General features: G+C 73.3%; 13 protein-coding genes. 7 read left to right on the top strand and 6 right to left on the bottom strand.

Translation table 11 applies throughout. The features are described 5' to 3' along the window. Positions 1-257: 257 nt before the first annotated feature. Positions 258-1,229, top strand: a complete 972-nt coding sequence (locus ACQKM2_RS14655) for a helix-turn-helix transcriptional regulator (protein ID WP_427709654.1) — start codon at positions 258-260, stop codon at positions 1,227-1,229. Positions 1,230-1,486: 257 nt separating this feature from the next. Here ACQKM2_RS14655 and ACQKM2_RS14650 read toward each other — a convergent pair whose 3' ends face one another. Both ACQKM2_RS14650 and ACQKM2_RS14645 read right to left on the bottom strand, forming a co-directional pair. Further along, positions 1,487-2,536, bottom strand: a complete 1,050-nt coding sequence (locus ACQKM2_RS14650; protein WP_427709670.1) for a phosphatase PAP2 family protein — start codon at positions 2,534-2,536, stop codon at positions 1,487-1,489. Positions 2,537-2,824: 288 nt separating this feature from the next. Further along, entirely contained in the window at positions 2,825-3,955 is a 1,131-nt protein-coding gene (locus ACQKM2_RS14645; protein ID WP_427709669.1) for a hypothetical protein, read from the bottom strand. 296 nt (positions 3,956-4,251) lie between these two features. On the opposite strand from ACQKM2_RS14645, the gene ACQKM2_RS14640 reads away from it, so the two are divergent. Both ACQKM2_RS14640 and ACQKM2_RS14635 read left to right on the top strand, forming a co-directional pair. After that, positions 4,252-5,994, top strand: coding sequence for an MFS transporter (locus ACQKM2_RS14640; protein WP_427709652.1), 1,743 nt, complete (start codon positions 4,252-4,254; stop codon positions 5,992-5,994). A 95-nt stretch (positions 5,995-6,089) separates the two neighbouring features. After that, a complete protein-coding gene (locus ACQKM2_RS14635) occupies positions 6,090-7,274 on the top strand; it encodes an acyl-CoA dehydrogenase family protein (protein WP_125816313.1) in 1,185 nt (394 codons plus the stop codon). Between the two features lie 57 nt (positions 7,275-7,331). Here ACQKM2_RS14635 and ACQKM2_RS14630 read toward each other — a convergent pair whose 3' ends face one another. After that, positions 7,332-7,790 (bottom strand): cell division protein SepF, encoded by a 459-nt coding sequence (locus tag ACQKM2_RS14630; protein WP_427709650.1) that lies wholly within the window; start codon positions 7,788-7,790, stop codon positions 7,332-7,334. 284 nt (positions 7,791-8,074) lie between these two features. Between ACQKM2_RS14630 and ACQKM2_RS14625 the strand changes: the two genes are divergently transcribed. From ACQKM2_RS14625 to ACQKM2_RS14610, 4 genes are all read left to right on the top strand, one after another. After that, positions 8,075-9,394, top strand: coding sequence for a DUF5685 family protein (locus ACQKM2_RS14625; protein WP_427709648.1), 1,320 nt, complete (start codon positions 8,075-8,077; stop codon positions 9,392-9,394). Positions 9,395-9,487: 93 nt separating this feature from the next. Further along, entirely contained in the window at positions 9,488-10,297 is an 810-nt protein-coding gene (locus tag ACQKM2_RS14620; protein ID WP_427709646.1) for a DUF1684 domain-containing protein, read from the top strand. A 162-nt stretch (positions 10,298-10,459) separates the two neighbouring features. After that, entirely contained in the window at positions 10,460-11,344 is an 885-nt protein-coding gene (locus tag ACQKM2_RS14615; protein ID WP_427709645.1) for a S1 family peptidase, read from the top strand. Positions 11,345-11,438: 94 nt separating this feature from the next. Further along, positions 11,439-11,918: a hypothetical protein gene (locus tag ACQKM2_RS14610; protein ID WP_427709643.1), complete on the top strand. Its 480-nt coding sequence runs from the start codon at positions 11,439-11,441 to the stop codon at positions 11,916-11,918. A gap of 21 nt (positions 11,919-11,939) precedes the next feature. Here ACQKM2_RS14610 and ACQKM2_RS14605 read toward each other — a convergent pair whose 3' ends face one another. The 3 genes from ACQKM2_RS14605 to ACQKM2_RS14595 all read right to left on the bottom strand — a co-directional run bounded on the left by ACQKM2_RS14605 (position 11,940) and on the right by ACQKM2_RS14595 (position 18,311). Further along, on the bottom strand, positions 11,940-12,836 hold the full coding sequence (locus ACQKM2_RS14605; RefSeq protein ID WP_427709667.1) for a DUF4231 domain-containing protein: 897 nt from the start codon (positions 12,834-12,836) through the stop codon (positions 11,940-11,942). 73 nt (positions 12,837-12,909) lie between these two features. Then, positions 12,910-16,887 (bottom strand): FxSxx-COOH system tetratricopeptide repeat protein, encoded by a 3,978-nt coding sequence (gene fxsT / locus ACQKM2_RS14600; RefSeq protein WP_427709642.1) that lies wholly within the window; start codon positions 16,885-16,887, stop codon positions 12,910-12,912. After that, positions 16,884-18,311, bottom strand: coding sequence for a TIR-like protein FxsC (locus tag ACQKM2_RS14595; RefSeq protein WP_427709666.1), 1,428 nt, complete (start codon positions 18,309-18,311; stop codon positions 16,884-16,886). Before ACQKM2_RS14595 ends, fxsT begins: the two co-directional genes overlap by 4 nt. Positions 18,312-18,326 lie beyond the last annotated feature (15 nt).

The following is an 18,326-nucleotide window of genomic DNA, read 5'->3' as shown; positions in this document are numbered from 1 at the left end:
CCCCAGACCCCCGCGCCTCAAACGCCGGCGGGGCTGAGATGTGCTGCGCACATCCCAGGCCCGCGCGGCGTTTGAGGCGCGGGGTCAGGGGCAGCGCCCCTGGGAACGGTGGAAGGGCGGGTAGGGGACCAGCCCCGCGCGGCGGCCAGCCCAGCCGCGGACGATTCACCGGCCCCGGCCACGGGAACCCGCAGCGGCGTGGATCCGGGAGGCCCGTCAGGGACGGGTGGTGCGGGCGGCGCGCCAGAATGGGGGGCGTGCTTGAGACCTCCGCGCGACTGCTGCGCCTGTTGTCCCTCCTGCAGGCCCATCGGGAATGGACCGGTGCCGATCTCGCCGCCCGCCTCGGGGTGACACCCCGCACCGTGCGGCGGGACGTCGACCGGCTCCGGGAGCTGGGGTACCCCGTGAACGCCAGCCCCGGCACCGGCGGCGGGTACCAGCTCGGGGCGGGGGCGGAGCTGCCGCCGCTGCTGCTGGACGACGACGAGGCCGTCGCGGTCGCCGTAGGGCTGCGCACGGCCGCCGGCAACGGCGTCGAGGGGATCGGGGAGGCCTCCGTACGGGCCCTGGCCAAGCTGGAGCAGGTGCTGCCGTCGCGGCTGCGCCGACGGGTCTCCGCGCTCAACGAGTTCACCGTGCCCATGCTGCGCGGCCCGGGCCGCGACACCGTCGACCCGGCCGTGCTCACCGACCTCGCCGCCGTCTGCCGGGACGGCGAGCGGCTCCGGTTCGGGTACCGGGACCACGGCGGCAGCGTCAGCCGCCGTACCGTCGAGCCGCACCGGCTGGTGTGCTCCGAGCGGCGCTGGTACCTCGTCGCCTGGGACCTCGACCGGGAGGACTGGCGGACCTTCCGCGCGGACCGGATCGAGCCCCGCCCGCCGCACGGCCCGCGCTTCGTCCCGCGCCCGGCGCCCGCCGAGGACCTCGCCGCGTACGTGTCCCGGGGCGTGTCGCACCGTGCCTACACGACCCGGGCGGTGGTGCGGCTCCGCGTCCCGGCGGAGGAGGCGGCGCGGATCATCGGGCCCTCCGACGGGGTGCTGGAGCCGGTCGACGCGCAGAGCTGCCTGCTGCGCACGGGGGCGGTGAGCCTCGACGTCCTGGTGATTCACGTCATGCTGATCGGCTGTGAGTTCGAGGTGGTGGAGCCCCCCGAGCTGGCGGACCGGATCCGGGCTCTGCGGGACCTTCTCGGGCGGGCCGTCGAAGCCCCGCGGGAGTAAGTCCGGGGCGGGTAATTCGGGTTCCGCGGGGGAATTCGAAAGGCGTCCGGAAAAGCCGGGATTACCGGCGGCGACCGTCGACAACCCGTGACACAAGCGTGACCCGGTACGGAGGAACATCCGCTCGGCGGGCTGACGTGTCCGGACATATGAACGCCGCCCGGCGGCGCGGAACGCCGACGGCGGGCCGGTCCGTCGGACCGGCCCGCCGTTCGCGCGGTGCGGGGTGGGGCTGTGCGTACCGGCCCCGCGTCGGGTCAGCCCCCGGTGGCCGGGCGGGCCGAGGCCCCCCGGGCGGAGGGCCGCTCGGTGTGTGCCGGCCGGCGGCTGCCGCCCGGGGTGATCGGGGTGCGCTCGGAGCGGATGACGTGCTGCCGGGAGACCTGGTGCGCGTGCGCGGCGGGGCGCAGCCCGGGGGAGTGCCCGGCGGGGGTCTGGGAGGCGGCGGCCGCCGGGGCCCCGTCCTCGGCGGCGGCGGGGGTGCGTCCGGGCTGCCACTTGCCGCCCGCGGAGAGCAGCGGGGTGAGCGCGGCGGCGACCGGTTCGGAGACCCGGCCGTCCTCCAGCCGGCGGCGCCACTGCTCGCGGAGTCCGAAGACGTAGGCCTCGGTGCGGGCGATGAGCGGCTCGAACCAGGGCAGCGCGAGCATGATGAGGAGTCCGGCGGTCCAGCCGAGGAGCACGTCGCTCACCCAGTGGGTGCCGAGGTACACGGTGGTGGCGCCGACGCTCAGCGAGAGGACCCCGGAGAGGATGGACAGCACCCGCCGGGTGACGGTGGTGGAGGCCAGGTAGGCCAGGATCCCCCAGGTCACGACGGCGTTGGCGGTGTGGCCGGAAGGAAATATATCGCCGCCGGCGAAGAGCTCCGCGGAGCCGATCTGGGTGGCGTAGTGCGGGCCGAGCCGGCCGAGGCCGAGCTTGACGGAGCCCACGGTGATGTTCAGGAGCAGCAGCGCGACGCCGAGTGCGATCAGCGGGCGGAGGGTGTGCTGGCGCCAGGAGCGCCAGCCGAGCCAGGCCGCCACCATCACCGCGGTGGGTCCGCGCTGGCCGAGTACGACGAGGTAGTCGAGGAAGGCGTGTACCTGCGGCCACTGCTCGTAGGGCCGGAAGAACATGATCTGCCAGTCCAGGCGGACGAGCCAGGAGGTCGTCAGCACGGCCACGACGATCACCAGGTAGAAGGCGAGCGTCGCGGAGAGGAGCACGATGCGGTGCCGGCTCATCTGCGGAGTTTGCAGATGAGCCGGTCGCTCGGGTTCCCGGTCGAGCCGGGCGAACACCGGCTCCAGACGGGCAAGCATTTGGTCAGTACGCACTCAATCGACGTTACCGCGCGTCGAAGCGCACCCCGGGCGAATCGCGCGCTTTGTGATGACCATGTGATGTGGAGTGCGTCTCACGGGGGACTTAATTCCCCTTGTTCCGGCACTTGTTGGAACTTTCCGGATTCAACTCCGGGAGTCCGGGAGTACTGCCACCGCAATTATCGGCATACTTACACGGTATTTATCGCCAGGGCTCAATTCCTTTGCACAACCATGGATTGGAATGATCCATTCCGTGATCGCGCCCGCAGGCCCGCGGTCGCCCTACGGGGGCCCCGAACCGTTCAGCCAGAACGCCCCGTACAGCGCCGAGGCCAGCGCCAGCGCAGCCGGCACGGCCGCCGCCCGCCCGGTCCGCCACCGCGCCAGGGCCGCCGCCAGGGGCAGCATCAGCGGGAACGCGGGCAGCAGCAGCCGGGGCTTGGAGCCGAAGTACCCGGAGGCGCACAGGGCCAGCGCCACCACGACCCCGCAGTACACCAGCAGCGCGGCCGGCTGCCGGTCGCGCACGCACAGCCGGTACAGCCACAGCACCAGCAGCACCCCGGCGATCAGCCCCGCCCCGGCGGCGAACGCGGGGGAGGCCAGCCGCGCCCAGACGAACCGCGCGAAGGCCCAGCCCCCGTCGAAGCCGTTGCCCCAGCCCGCCTGCACGTCCAGGTAGCCCGTCAGCCCGCCGCCGGTCCGGGCCCCCACCCACAGCGCGTACGCCGCCGCCCCCAGCGGGGCCAGCAGCACCCCCGCCGCCATCCGCCACGAGCGCTCCCCGCGCCGCCAGGCCAGGGCCGCCGCCACCCACACCGCCGCGACCACCGCCGCCCCGACCGGCCGGGTCAGCCCCGCCCCCGCCGCGAGCAGGCCCGCCACCACCCACCGCCCGCGCAGCACCGCGTACAGCGCCCAGGCGGCCAGGGCGGTGAACAGGGACTCGCTGTACGCCATGGACTGCACGATCCCCACCGGCAGCGCCGCCCACAGCGCCACCGCGAGCACCCCGGCGCGCCGCCCGTGGAGCAGGTCGGCGACGGCGAAGATCCCCCACGCCGCGGCGAGTCCCGCCACCGCCGAGACCACCAGGCCGGCCGAGCCGTACGACAGCCCCGTGGGCGCCGCCACCAGCCGCTCCAGCCACGGCAGCAGCGGGAAGAAGGCCAGGTTCGAGTGGACGGCCCCGCTCGGCAGGACCACCTCGTACCCGTACCCCTCGGCGGCGATCCGCGCGTACCAGAGGGAGTCCCAGCGGGCCGAGAGCAGGGTGTGCGGGCTGCTGCCGGACGCCGCGCTCCACAGTGCGAGCACCGCCAGCCCCAGCAGCCGCACCGCGGCGAAGGCCGCGAGTGCGGGCGCGGCACGGCGCGGTCCGGGGTACTTCGCGGGGGCGTCGTCAACGGGCAGAGTGGTCACGGGGACGAGTATCGGCGCCACGACCGGCGAAGACGAAAACCGTGGACACGGAGCGTGAGCGGGCGTGCGCGCGGGGGGGAGGGCGGATCGGGGCGAGTGGCGCACACCACACGGGGGCCGCCGTCGCGATGAGAGCTTGGCCACGTGTCGGGCACGCGAACTCGCGTACGCTGACCCTTCACTCGCGTGTCGATGCCGGACCCCGTAGGACGCCGCACAGCGCACCACCCCGCGGCGACCCACGACGCTGTCCGCCGAGTGCGAGGGACCACCTGGGAGGTACATGCATGTCGGGGACGAACACGGCCGGCGACAGGAAGTCCTCCCTCCGGCAGCGGGTCGCCGCCGCCTCCGGCGGGGCCAACCGCTGGGTGGTCCTGGCGGTCCTGTGCGTCAGCCTCGTGCTCGTCGCGCTCGACGCGACCATCCTGCACGTGGCCGTCCCCTCCGTCACCGAGGACCTGCGCCCCGGCTCCCAGGAGCTGCTGTGGATCGTCGACGCTTACCCGCTGGTCTGTGCCGCGCTCCTGATCCTCTTCGGCACCCTCGGCGACCGCGTCGGCCGCCGCCGGATCCTGCTCCTCGGCTACACCCTCTTCGGCGTCGCCTCCGCCATCGCCGCACTCGCCGACAACGCGCAGGTCCTGATCGCCGCCCGCGCCCTGCTCGGCGTCGGCGGGGCGATGATCATGCCGGCCACCCTGTCGATCCTGCGCCAGGTCTTCCCCGACCGGCGCGAGCGGGCCCTCGCCATCGGCATCTGGACCGCCGTCGCCGCGATCGGCGCGGCCAGCGGCCCCGTGCTCGGAGGGTTCCTCGTCCAGCACTTCTGGTGGGGCTCCGTCTTCCTCATCAACATCCCGCTGATGGCCCTGATCCTCCCGCTCGGCCGCTGGCTGCTGCCCGAATCGAGGGGCGCGGCCGACGGGCCCTGGGACGTGCTCGGTGCGCTGATGGCCGCCGCCGGCGTCCTCGGAGCGGTGCTCGGCATCAAGCGGATCGGCGCGGAACGCCACCTCACCGACCCCGGGGCGCTGGTCCCGCTGCTGCTCGGCGTGCTCCTGCTGGTCCTCTTCGTACGCCGGCAGAAGCGGCGCGAGCACCCGCTGATCGACATGCGGATGTTCTCCCGGGCCGCGTTCTCCACCTCCGTCGGCTGCATCGTGCTCGCCATGCTGGCGCTCGTCGGGCTGGAGCTGCTCGCCGTCCAGTACCTCCAGCTGGTGCTGGAGCTCAGCCCGCTGGAGACCGGCCTGCGGCTGCTGCCGCTGACCTTCGCCGCCATGGCCGCCGGCGCCACCGGCTCCTACACCCTGCAGCGGGTCGGCCCCCGCACGATGGTCTCGCTGGGCTTCGTGCTCACCGCCGGCGCGGTGCTGCTGCTCACGCTGATGGGCCACGACGACCGGCCCGTGCTGCTGACCGCCGGCTTCATCCTGCTCGGCTTCGGGCTCCAGACCACCCTCTTCGCCGCGTACGAGTCCATGCTGAGCGAGGCCCCGGCGGAATCCGCCGGCGGCGCCGCCTCCATAGGCGAGACCTCCTACCAGCTCGGCGCGGGCATGGGCATCGCCCTGCTCGGCAGCGTCATGAACGCCGCCTACCGGCCCGGCCTGCTGGACGTCCCCGGCGTCCCCGCCGAGGACTCGGCCGGAGCCGCGAACTCCCTCGGCGAGGCCTACAAGATCGCCGCCCACCTCGGCGGAGCGGCGGGGGAGTCCCTGCACACGGCGGCCCGGAACTCCTTCGTGCACGGGCTGCACGTCACCCTCGTCGTGAGCGCCTGCCTGCTGCTCGCGGGCGCCGTGATGGCGCTGAAGCTGCCGCGCACCATGGAGAACGCCGAGCCGGAGGGGAGCGCCGGGTGCGGCGCGACCGCCGCGGACGCCGTCGCCGATGCCGGGGCCGCCGTACGCCTGCCCGCGCAGCCCGCGGGCCCGTCCCGGCCGGCCGCCGGGGCGCGGATCCCCGGCCCGGCACACCCCGAGCGCGATCCCGCGGTCGGCGGCAGGCCCGGCCGCCAGGGCTGACCCGCCCCCGCCGGAGCCGGGGGTGGACCCGGGGCCTGGTCGGCGACAAACTTGCACCGCTAGGTTTCGCCCCACGTGGCCGCCGGGAGGCCCCTTTGTCCGCGCCGAAGACCCCGTTCGCCCCCACCGACCCGCTCGGACTCGACGAGCTGCTCGGCCCCGAGGACCTCGCCGTCCGCGACACCGTCCGCTCCTGGGCCGCCGACCGGGTCCTGCCGCACATCGCCCAGTGGTACGAGGACGGAGAGCTCCCGCAGATCCGCGAGCTGGCCCGCGAGCTCGGCTCCATCGGCGCGCTCGGCATGTCCCTGACCGGCTACGGCTGTGCCGGCGCGAGCGCCGTGCAGTACGGCCTGGCCTGCCTGGAGCTGGAGGCCGCCGACTCCGGGATCCGCTCGCTGGTCTCCGTACAGGGCTCCCTCGCCATGTACGCGATCTGGAAGTACGGCTCCGAGGAGCAGAAGCAGCGGTGGCTGCCCGGCATGGCGGCCGGCGAGCTGATCGGCTGCTTCGCCCTGACCGAGCCCGACATCGGCTCCGACCCGGCCGCGATGCGCACGTACGCCAAGCGCGACGGCTCCGACTGGGTGCTGAACGGCCGCAAGATGTGGATCACCAACGGCTCGGTGGCCGCCGTGGCCGTCGTCTGGGCCCAGACGGACGAGGGGATCCGCGGCTTCGCCGTCCCCACCGACAGCGCCGGCTTCTCGGCGCCGGAGATCAAGCACAAGTGGTCGCTGCGCGCGTCGGTGACGAGCGAGCTGGTGCTGGACGACGTACGGCTGCCCGCGGACGCGGTGCTTCCGGACGTCACGGGGCTCAAGGGTCCGCTGGGCTGCCTGAGCCACGCGCGGTACGGGATCATCTGGGGGTCGATGGGCGCGGCGCGCGCCAGCTTCGAGGCGGCGCTCGACTACGCGAAGACGCGGGAGCAGTTCGGCCGGCCGATCGGCGGCTTCCAGCTCACCCAGGCCAAGCTCTCGGACATGGCGCTGGAACTCCACAAGGGCATCCTGCTCGCCCACCACCTGGGCCGGCGCATGGACGCGGGCACCCTGCGGCCGGAGCAGATCAGCTTCGGCAAGCTCAACAACGTCCGCGAGGCCATCGACATCTGCCGCACCGCGCGGACCATCCTCGGGGCCAACGGGATCTCCCTGGAGTACCCCGTCATGCGGCACGCGACCAACCTGGAGTCGGTCCTCACCTACGAGGGCACCGTCGAGATGCACCAGCTGGTCCTGGGCAAGGCGCTCACCGGGCTCGACGCCTTCCGGTAGGCCGGTGAGGTGGGCCGGTGAGGTCCCCCGGCCACCGCTGGGAGGGTGCCCCCAGGCTCAGCTCTGGTTGAAGAAGTCGCGGGAGCGGCCGCCCGCCTCACCGCTGACGATCTGGGTGTCGGCCGGGGTCAGGAGGAAGACCCTGGTCGCCACCCGCTCGATCGACCCGCGCAGCCCGAAGGTCAGGCCGGCCGCGAAGTCGACCACGCGCTTGGCGTCGGTCGGGTCCATCGACGACAGGTTCACGATGACCGGGACGCCCTCGCGGAACAGCTCGCCGATGCCGCGCGCGTCGCGGAAGCCGTCGGGGGTCACGGTCGCGATGCGGCGTCCGCGCTCGACCGCGGAATCCGAGGCCACCTTCACCCGGGGGTCGGTGACCCACTGGTCGCCGGGGCCCGAGACCGAGCCCTGCTGGCGCTCCACCGCCTCCGCGTAGTCGTCGTCGTAGTACCGCTCGTCGTCGTTGTCCTCTACGAGACCCAACCACGCACTCGCCTTGCGTACCGAACCCATGGACGCCTCCTTTCACCGTGGCCAGTCTGTCTTCTTCTCCGCTGCCCCTATGGTCGTCCATGATGCTGACAACGCGCCAAGTGGATAGCCGCCGCGCAGATGTTTCGTGACGGGACTGGTGCAGAACATCCGTTGCACGGACGAGCTTCCCGGACGCTACCGCTGCTGACTGAGTGAAAATACGACCGCTGCCGCCGTCCGGGTGAGGCACTGGGGCGTACGAGTGATCGGCCCGGCTGGATACGATGCCCCGGAATCTTGCGTATGACACACGGGGGAAGCGGTTGTTCGGCATCGTCAGACCTTGCGCGCACCGGCTGGGCGAGCGCTTCAAAACGGAGTGGATGGCCCATCTGTGCGGCCTCTGCCTGGCACTTCGCGGCGACCACGGGCAGTTCGCCCGGATCGTCACCAACTACGACGGGCTGCTCGTCTCCGTCCTGACGGAGGCTCAGGCCGGTCCGCTGCCCGGCGCCCGGCGCACGGCCGGGCCCTGCCCGCTGCGCGGCATGCGCACCGCGCCGGTCGCCAACGGCGAGGGCGCCCGGCTCGCCGCCGCCGTCTCGCTCGTGCTGGCCTCGGCGAAGGTACGGGACCACGTGGCCGACCGGGACGGCCTGTTGGCCCGCGCGCCGATCGCCGCCGCCGCGCGCAAGGTGGCCCGGGGCTGGGACCGGGCCGGTGCCCGCACCGGCGCCTCGCTCGGCTTCGACACGGCGGTGCTCGTGGACGCCGTGGACCGCCAGGGCGGCATCGAGTCCCTGGCCGGGTCCGGTACCTCCGTGCTGGTGGTCACCGAGCCGACGGAGACCGCGACCGCGGCCGCCTTCGCGCATACCGCGGTCCTGGCGGGACGGCCAGGCAACGGCCCGGCCCTGGCGGAGGCCGGCCGGTACTTCGGGCGGCTCGCGCACCTGCTGGACGCCGTCGAGGACCAGGCCGCCGACGCGCGGACGGGCGCCTGGAACCCGCTCACCGCCACCGGTACCTCGCTCGCCGAGGCCCGCCGGCTGTGCGACGACGCGCTGCACGGCATACGGCTGGCCCTGCGCGAGGCGGAGTTCGCCGACGCGGGGCTCGCCCACCGGCTGCTGGTGCACGAGCTGCGCACCTCCGTGGACCGGGCGTTCGGCACCTCCTCGTGCGGGCACGCCGCGACGAACTCGGCTGGCCAGGGCTACGGCCAGCCCCCGCAGGGGTACGGGCAGCCGGGGTACGGCCAGCCCCCGCAGGGGTACCCGGCCGGGTACGGCCAGGGCGGCCCGTACGGCGGCGGCCAGGCGAACCCGTACGCCCCCAGCGGGCCCGGCGCGCCGCCGCCGATGGGCCCGGGCGGTGGCGGTGGCGGTGGCGGTTTCGGCGGGCTCCCGCCGCAGCGGCCGCGCCGGGGGCTGCTGGCCGGCTGCGCGGTGGCCATCGGCCTCTTCTGCACCTGCCAGCTCTGCTGCGCGGAGCACGAGGGCCCCTGGTCCCGGCAGAAGCGCGACCCCTGGTGCGACGCCTGCGAGTGCTGCGACAGCTGCTCCAACTGCTCCGACTGCTGCAACTGCTGCGACTGCGACGGCTGCTGCTGTGACGGCGGCTGCGACTGCGGCTGCAGCTGACCCGCCCGCCGCTGAAGGGCCGTCACTCTTCCCCAGGTCCGGACGGGTTACCGGAAGGTTCCCGCCCGGCCCGCGGGGGAAGGGCTGAGCGGCATGAGCGACGACGCAGAGACCAAGGCCTGGCGGGAGTGGCACGAGCACCGGACGGCCACCGTGTCCGCCCCGTACGGACCCCTCGCCCTGACGGGCACCTTCTGGCTCGCCGACTACCCGGAAGGTCGACTTCCGGCCGTTCCGGGGCACTGGCGCGTCCACGGCGGCGGGGTCCTGCTGAGGGCCCGCGCCGAGGACGGCGTCGAGCTCGACGGGCGGCCCTTCATAGGGGAGGCCGCCCTCGCCGCGGACGAGGGCCGGCCCGCGCAGTCCCGGCTCGCGGCCGGGGACGTACGGCTCGTGGTGATCCGGCGCGAGGGGCAGTGGGCGGTCCGCGTCTACGACCCCGCCGCCCCGGCCCGGCGCGCCTTCGCCGGGATCGAGGCCGGCCCGTACGACCCCGCCCTCGTGCTGCCGGGGCACTTCCGCCCGTATCCCGAGCACCGGACCGTCCAGGTCGGCAACGCCGACGGGCGCGCCCGCGGCCTCGGCCTCGGCGGCGAGCTGACCTTCGCCCGCGAAGGCGTCCCGCACACCCTCCAGGTGGCCGTGGACGAGGGCGACGGCAGCCTCTGGGCCGTCTTCGCGGACGCCACCAGCGGCGGCTCCAGCTACCGCTTCCGCTTCCTGCACCCCGGCACGCCCGGCCCGGAGGGCTCCATCACGGTCGACCTCAACCGGGCCCAACTCCCGCCCTGCGCCTTCGCCGACCACTTCATCTGCCCGTTCCCGCCCCCCGGGAACACCCTGCCCTTCGAGGTCGCCGCCGGGGAGCGGCGGCTGAAAGGCGCCCTTGCAGCCGGTAACTGACGCCAGGACACTCCCGTTCAGCGTCACCCGGCGGACTTGTCAGGGCCACGTCGAGAGTGTGGCTTCCCGGCCGCGCACCCGCAGTGTCCCCCCACCGCCGCTCACGGGCTCCGGCACCCCCACCCCAGCCGGGCCCCCGACCCCCATCCGGGAGGACGTGAAGTGAGGACCAACAGCAGCACCCGCCTCCGCCTGCTCGCCCTGGCCGCCGGCCTGGCCGCGACGGCGGCCCTCGCGGCCCCCACCGCCGCCAGCGCCGACGACAACGGCAACGGCTTCAGCGCCGCCCGCCTCGCCGCCGCCGGGGCCTCCGTCCTGCGCGCCGACGTCGCCGGCACCGCATGGCACACCGACCCCGCCACCGGCACCCTCGTGGTCACCGCCGACTCCACCGTCACGGCCGCCGACATCGCCAGAATCCGGCGCGAGGCCGGCCCCGACGCCGCCGCGCTCCGCATCGAACGCACCCCCGGCAAGCTGACCAAGCTGCTCTCCGGCGGCGACGCCATCTACGCCAGCAGCTGGCGCTGCTCGCTCGGCTTCAACGTCCGCAGCGGCGGCAACTACTACGTCCTGACCGCCGGCCACTGCACCGAGGGCGCAGGCACCTGGTGGACCAACTCCTCCCACACCACCGTCGTCGGCAGCACCGCCGGCTCCAGCTTCCCCACCAACGACTACGGGCTCATCAAGTACGCCAGCAACAGCCCGGTCCCGCCCGGCACCGTCGGCAGCCAGGACATCACCAGCGCCGTCAACGCCACCACCGGCATGTCCGTCACCCGGCGCGGCTCCACCACCGGCATCCACAGCGGCTCGGTGACCGGCCTCAACGCCACCGTCAACTACGGCGGCGGCGACATCGTCTACGGGATGATCAGGACCAACGTCTGCGCCGAACCCGGCGACAGCGGCGGCCCACTCTACTCCGGCAGCCGCGCCGTCGGCCTCACCTCCGGCGGCAGCGGCAACTGCTCCTCGGGCGGCACCACCTTCTTCCAGCCCGTCGTGGAGGCCCTGAACGCCTACGGCGTCAGCGTCTACTGACCTCCACCCCACCCGCCGCAGGCCCCCTGGACGTCCTCCCTCCTTCTGGGAGGATGTCCAGGATGTCCTGGGCGCCCACGGGGGAGGAGCTCGTATGAAGCGCATCGGAGTGACCGGCCACCGGTCGATTCCCGATGAGGTGCTCGGCCACGTGCAGGAGGGACTGCGGGCCGTGCTCACCGGCCACCCCGGCCCACTGGAGGCCCTCTCCAGCCTCGCCGACGGAGCCGACCAGCTCTTCGCGGACATCGCCCTGGAACACGGCGCCGACCTCACCGTCGTGATCCCCAGCGAGGACTACGAGGACACCTTCGAGGACCCCGACGCCCTCGCCGGCTACCGCAGGCTGAGGCGCCGCGCCGCCCAGGAGGTCCGGCTGGACTTCGCCCGCTCCACCGACGAGGCCTACTACGCCGCCGGCACCTACATCGCCGACTGCTGCGACCGGCTCGTCGCCGTCTGGGACGGCCTCCCCGCGCGCGGGCACGGCGGCACCGGCGAGATCGTCGCCTACGCCCGCGCCCTCGGCAAACCCGTCACCGTCATCTGGCGCGAGGGCGTGGCCCGAGCCTGAGCCACGCCCCGGAGCCCGGCCTCAACTGCTGTGCCGGGCCAGCCAGTCGGTGTGCTGCGGCGACACGTACCGCTCCGTCTCGTACACGGCGGACGGCCACTGCGTCTCCGTGATGGTCGTCTGCATCACCACCATCATCGCCGCCAGGTCCTGCTCGATCAGCGTGTGCGCCTCGATCAGCGGATGGCGGCGGCGCACCTCGTTCCAGGCGATCCCCGCCGCCGCGGCCGCGCTCAGCAGCCCCGCCGGCCCCGCCCCCGCCCCCGAGCCGAAGGCGCCCAGCACCGCCAGCAGCAGCGCCAGACAGGTCAGCAGCACGATCGCCCACGACCACACCGCCGTCGCCCGCCGCGACCCCTCCGTCCTGCGCCGGTACCAGTTGCGCTGCTCGATCAGCCGGTCCCGTACGTACGTCTCCCTGCGCACCTGGTAGTCCAGCCCGCGCAGCCGCTGCATCGCCCCGGTGATCTCACCGCCCTCCGGCACCAGCCCCGCCGCCCGCGGATCCTCCCAGCCCATCTTGCGCAGCTCGTCCAGCCCCTTCTCCAGCCGCTCCCGGTACACCCCCTCCGGCCCGGCGACCTCGGACCCGAACGGCGCCCCGTGCACGGCGTACCGCCACGCCAGGGACTTGATGAACTCGGCCGCGCTGCGGTTGAGCTGCCACTGCGGACGGGCCCGCCGGCTGCTCGCCCGTACGCCCGCGGCCAGCACCCCCGCGTACGCCAGAGCGCTCACCGCCGCGAACACGTGCAGCCCGCCGGCCGCGGGCCCGGCCGGCAGGGCCGCGGCCCCCGCGGCCGCGACCAGCAGCAGCAGCTGCACGCGCGTGGCCCGCGTCGACTCCCGCTGCCGGGAGACCGCCGCCTGATCGGTGTGGTGGAAGAGGACCGGCAGGTCCTCGTTGCGAAAGGTCATGCTGTCGGTCACGGCGCCCCCTGCGCTCGCTCCCGGGCGGCGGGGCCGCGAAGCCCCGCCGCCCGCCGTCGGATCACACCGCGAGCGGCTCCAGGTCCCGGTGGACCCTCCGCTCGTCACGGGCGTACCGGGTCAGACCGTGGTCCTCCCCGAGCAGCCGCGTCAGCTCGGCCACCGCCTCCGCCCGCACCCGCGCCGCCTCCTCCTTGCGGCCCATCATGTCCAGGCTGACGGCCATGTTCGACGAGCTCGCCAGGGTCTCCGGATGGTGCGCCCCCAGCGCCTCGCGCAGCCGCCCCACCGCGATCCGCTCCAGCTCCAGCGCCCCCTCCGGGTCACCCAGATCGGCCCGCGCGTTGGCCAGGTTCAGGTGAGCGAAGATCGTGTGCGGGTGGTTGTCGCCCAGCACCTCGCGCATGCTGCGGATCGTCTGCCGCAGCAGCGGCTCCGCCGTCTCCGCCGCGCCCGTGCCCCAGTGGAAGACCGCCAGGTTGTTGACCGCCGCCAGGGTGTACGGGTGCTTCTCGCCCGGCACCTTCATGTACTCGTCCACCACCTCCTGCGCCAGGTCCCGGGCCCCGCCCGGATCACCCGTCGCGAACAGGTCCGAGGCCAGGTTCAGCTCACAGGCCAGCAGGTCGGGATTGACCGAGGTGTACTTGGCCCGGTACCGGTTGCGCGTCGCCGTCGTCAGCCGCAGCGCGTTCTCCAGCTCCCCGGCCCGCCGCAGCGACACCGCCAGGTTCTTCGCCGCCGACAGCGTGCCCGGGAACGCCCGGCCCAGCTGCCGCTTGTAGATCTCGTACGTCCGGCTCAGCAGCTGCACGGAATCGTCGTACCGGCCCACCTCGCGCAGGTCCCGGGCCAGGTTCTGCGCCGAGGACAGGGTGTACGGGTGCTCCGGGCCCAGCACCTCGGTGCGCCGGTCGAAGACCTCCTGGTCGATCTCCCGGGCCCGCGCGTACTGGCCGACCATCCGCAGGTTCAGCGCCAGGTTGTTCGCCGCCGCCAGGGTGCGCGGGTGCGCCTCGTGGAAGATCTGCCCGAAGCCCTCGTACGCGGCCGTCGCCAGCTCCATCGCCTTCCCGTACTGCCCCAGCGCGCCCAGGTCCATCGCCAGACCGCTGGTGGTCATGTACGTGTGCGGGTGCGAGGCCCCCAGCGCGGCCCGCTGCCGCTCCAGCGTCACCTCGTCCAGCTCCTTCGCCTCCACGAACCGGCCCCGGGAGCGCAGGATGTTCGACAGGTGGAACCGCAGGTACAGGTACTGGAGGTCGTCGCTGCCCAGCATCTCCCGCCAGGCCTCGCGCAGCTCCTCGCCCAGCGCGTACGCCGCCTTGAAGTCACCGCGCTTCCACAGGTAGCGGACCCGGTCGATCAGCAGCCGGCGGGTCTCCGGCTCGGAGCAGAACCGGGCCTCGGACGGGTTCAGGTGCGGCCAGATGGTGTTGAACCTCGGCCAGGTCTCCGGGTTGTCGATCGGCTCGTCGTCGTCCGGGCGGGCCCCCGCCAGGATCCGGTGCACCGCGTGCCGCGCCTCGCGCTGCTCCTCCTCCGACAACTGCGCCCGGATCACCGCCTGGACCAGCCGGTGCACCTGGATGCTGTTGCCGACCTGGTCGACCTTGGCCATCGCGAACCGGCTGATCTCCCGGATCACTTGGCCCAGCACCAGCTTCTCCTGGAGCGAGGGGTCGTACGGCTTGAGCGCGTCGATCATCTCCTTGCTGTAGAGGAGGTTCGCCGAGATCGGCTCCGGCGCGAAGAACGCGCACAGCTGGAGCAGCCGCACGGCGGCGGGGGAGCGGGACTGGAGCCGCTCGATCGACACGTTCCAGGTCGCCGCCACCGGCTTCGGGTAGCGCTCCGGCCGGTCCAGGCTCAGCACCCGCGCCGTCTGCTGGGCGAGCTGGTCCAGGTACACCGACACCGGCATCGCGCTCTCCGCGATCCAGGCCCCCGCCTGTTCGACGGCCAGCGGCAGGTCGCCCACCGCCACGGCCACCTGCTCGGCGTCCTCCTTGCTCAGCCCCGGCGCCCGGCGCTGGAGGTGCTCGATGGACTCCTCGCGCAGGAACACGTCCACCGGCAGTGCGTCCCCGTACTGCGACCAGGACTGGTTCCGCGAGGTGACCAGCACGTGCCCCGGGCCGCCCGGCGGGATGTACCGCTTCAGCATCTCGGGGTCGTCGGCGTTGTCGAACACCAGCAGCCAGCGCGAGGTCGGCACCCCGCGCCGCAGCAGGTCGATCGCCTCCTTGGAGGCGGCCTCCACGTCCTCGCCGGTCTGCGCGCCCAGCCGTACGGCCAGTTCCGCGAGGGAGGCGCGCACGGCGTCGGTGTGCTCCGAGGAGATCCACCACACCAGGTCGTAGTCGGCCATGAAACGGTGCACGTACTCCAGCGCCACCTGGGTCTTGCCCACGCCGCCGAGCCCGTACAGGGTCTGCGGCTGGGGCAGCACCACGGCCATGCCGCCGCCGAGCTGGTCGCGCATCCGCTCCAGCACGATGGAGCGGCCGGTGAAGCCGGGGTTGCGGGGCGGCGCGTTCCAGATCTTCGGGACCGTGCCGGGGAAGCGGGGGCCGGGCTGCGAGGAGCTGGCCACGGTGTCCGGCAGCGCCATCGGCCGCTCCACCGCGCGCAGCAGGGCGGCCGTCGCGTGCACCTCGTCGAGCCGGAACAGGTCCACCGGGTTCCGGTCGATGTAGGGCGTGGCCAGGCGTACGTCGCCCACCCGCAGCGGTATCAGGTGGCGCCGGCCCCCGGTCGGGTCCTCGGCGGCGGCCCGGTTCCACACGTCCACGGCCCGGGCCGACTTGAGGTAGGCGCTGGAGAGCAGCACCACGGTCCGGGCGGCGGTGTCCACGCCGAGCCCCGCCCCGCCCAGGGTGTCGCCGGCGGCCGCGTCGGGCGCGCGCTCGGCGGACACGTCCTTGGGGACCACCCGGAACCCGGCCCGGGTGAGCACCGACTCGATCCAGTCGGCCCACATCCGGTTCTCGGCGACGTAGGAGAGGAACAGGTCGGCGGGCAGCGCCGGGCGGCGCCGGGTGAAGGCGTCGCGGATCCGCAGCCGCACCTCCTCGCCGATGACCGGCATGGAGGTGATCTCGCCGCCGGTGACCACCGTGGTGAGCCGTTCGAAGGCGGAGAGCAGGGAGTTGGTCAGCCCGGCCTCGTCGCCGAAGGTGGCCAGCGTCTCCTCGTAGGCGTAGTAGGGGCGGTACGGGATCTCCACCGCGCCCCAGTAGGAGGTCAGCTCGTCCCCGACGAGGCCGTTGGGGAAGCGGTCGAACTTCAGGCGGGCCAGGGCGCGGCCGGCGTCGGCCTTCTCCTTCTCGCCCTCGTCGATGCGCATGGGCACCGGGTAGATCTTGATGCCGCGGTCGTTGAACCGCTCGTCGATCTGCCGGGCCACCGAGGCGGCGCCGTCGATGGACTGGTCGGACAGGGTGAAGCAGTCCACCAGGACGTCGGGGAGGTGGACGGTGCAGATGTCGGCGATGTCGGACAGGCCGGTACGGCTGTCGATCAGGACGTAGTCGTAGTTGGCCTTCATGTCGGCGCGCAGGGCGTCGAAGAAGAGGCCGCCGCCGAGCCGGTCGTAGAAGTTGTCCCAGTCGAAGGTGGACACGGTCGCCGAGTACTCGCGGTTCTGCCGGCCCGCCGAGACGAAGTCGAGGGTGCCGCCGTCCGGGAACTCCCAGCCGAGGGTCTCGGGGGTGAGGGAGACGGCGTGCGGCTGGATCCGCGCGTACTCCTTGTGCCAGTCGGCGGCGCGCTGCACGGGGCTGGTGGCGGCCCAGGCGTACTCGCTGATCAGGTCGATGACGCCGGTGGTGGCCCCCAGGGTGGAGGGGTCCAGGAAGGGGTGGAAGAAGCGGTGCAGGCCCGGGGCCTCCAGGTCCCAGTCCACGGCGAGGACCCGCTTGCCGTTGGCGGCGAGGATCCAGGCGGTGTTGGCGAGGGCCATGGTGCGGCCGGTACCGCCCTTGTACGAGTAGAAGGTGACGATGCGTCCGTCTCGGCTGTCACGACTGGCTGTCATCCGCGTCCCCCCGGGTCTGTGTCGGTGTCTTCGCCGTGCTCGTCGGTCTCGCCGTCCGGGCCGCCGGCGCCGTCGTGCCGCCGTGCGGGCGGGAAGGGGGCCGGCGGTGGTAACGGAGGCGGCCCGCCCATCCCCATCGGGCCCAGCAGCCGCGGACGTCCGGTGGAGGTGTTCCCGGCCGGCAGGTAGACCTGCGCGTGTCTGAGGTACTGCTGCGCGGCCGCCTCGACCACCTGCGGCAGGATCTGGCCGAGGGTCTCCATGCTGGCCACGCCGTTGGCCGCGGCCCGGCAGGCGGCCCGGCCCTGGCTCATCTTGACCGGCAGGGTCTCCTCCAGCCGGCGCGCGAGCTCCGCCTCCTTGGCCCGGCTCTGGTGGTCGTACCGGTTCCACGGCACGACCACGTTGATCCACGGGCGGTGCTCCTGGTCGAAGGCGGCCAGCCGCTGGCGCCGCTGCTCGTCCTCCACCGCCCAGCGGTCGACGATCAGGATCTCGGGGCGGGTGGGCGGCTGCTTGCTGTCGAAGTGGCCGGCCTCGTCGTCGAAGGAGGACATCGTGGTCTGGTAGTTGAGGTTGCGGACCAGGTCCTCGGCGACGTAGGCGACGGGCCGCTGCGAGGTCGGGTGGTACGGGTTCCAGTCGAGCGCGCTCTCCCCGTAGTACTCGGGGCTGCGCCCGTCCGGCAGGTCGTGCCGGGAGGCGGCCGCCACGGTCACGTGGAGGGTGCGCGAGGGGCTGCCGCCAGGGACGGGGCCCTGGCCGCCGCTGTGCCCGAACGCGCTCGGCACCACCCGGTAGTCCAGCGGGCGCACCGGGTGCAGCCGCACGGTCTCGGCCACCCGGACGATCCGCCGGGCCAGTTCGTACACGGCCTGCTCGTACTGCTCGGCGTACCCGCGCAGCTTGATCAGGCCGTACAGCCCGTCGGTGACGTAGCGCTCGCCGAAGGTGTTGTGGTTGAACTGCAACCGCTCGGCGGGGCCGGGCAGTTGGGAGGGTGGTACCGGCACCCACAGGGCGGGGACGATGGCCTCGGCGGCCGGCTGGTTGCTGACCGCACCGTGCTGGATGGTGCGCTGCGCGAAGGCGAACCACTCCTTCCCGCACATCTCACTGGCGAAGTAGCGCGGCGAGAACAGGGGGACGAAGACCCGGCAGGTGGCGAGCGCCGCCCCGAGCCGTTCCGACCAGCCCTCGCCGCTGCGTATCTCCCGGTCCATGAAGCCGGCCTCGGACCCGGCGGGCAGGTCCGTGAGCGCCATGATGTGGCTGCACAGGTCACGGAAGAGGCGCTCCACCCACATGTCGGGATCGGGTCCTCCCGGCCCGAACCTCGGTGTATGCGCATAACTGAGGAAAAAATACGGCTGCACTGATGCGGGCACACGACCCCCGTCCCGAAGCTGCGAGCGAAGAAACATCATTCCGGAGCTGCT

The sequence above is a fragment of the Streptomyces sp. NPDC004126 genome, assembly GCF_050275515.1.
Lineage (GTDB): Bacteria > Actinomycetota > Actinomycetes > Streptomycetales > Streptomycetaceae > Streptomyces.
This window is presented reverse-complemented; position numbering and strand designations above follow the sequence as displayed.

Coding starts and splice junctions, on each gene's coding strand:
- fxsT (WP_427709642.1), bottom strand. CDS start 16,887: ATGACAGCCAGTCGTGACAGCCGAGACGGACGCATCGTCACCTTCTAC.
- ACQKM2_RS14610 (WP_427709643.1), top strand. CDS start 11,439: ATGAAGCGCATCGGAGTGACCGGCCACCGGTCGATTCCCGATGAGGTG.
- ACQKM2_RS14595 (WP_427709666.1), bottom strand. CDS start 18,311: ATGTTTCTTCGCTCGCAGCTTCGGGACGGGGGTCGTGTGCCCGCATCA.
- ACQKM2_RS14650 (WP_427709670.1), bottom strand. CDS start 2,536: ATGCTTGCCCGTCTGGAGCCGGTGTTCGCCCGGCTCGACCGGGAACCC.
- ACQKM2_RS14640 (WP_427709652.1), top strand. CDS start 4,252: ATGTCGGGGACGAACACGGCCGGCGACAGGAAGTCCTCCCTCCGGCAG.
- ACQKM2_RS14620 (WP_427709646.1), top strand. CDS start 9,488: ATGAGCGACGACGCAGAGACCAAGGCCTGGCGGGAGTGGCACGAGCAC.
- ACQKM2_RS14605 (WP_427709667.1), bottom strand. CDS start 12,836: ATGACCTTTCGCAACGAGGACCTGCCGGTCCTCTTCCACCACACCGAT.
- ACQKM2_RS14630 (WP_427709650.1), bottom strand. CDS start 7,790: ATGGGTTCGGTACGCAAGGCGAGTGCGTGGTTGGGTCTCGTAGAGGAC.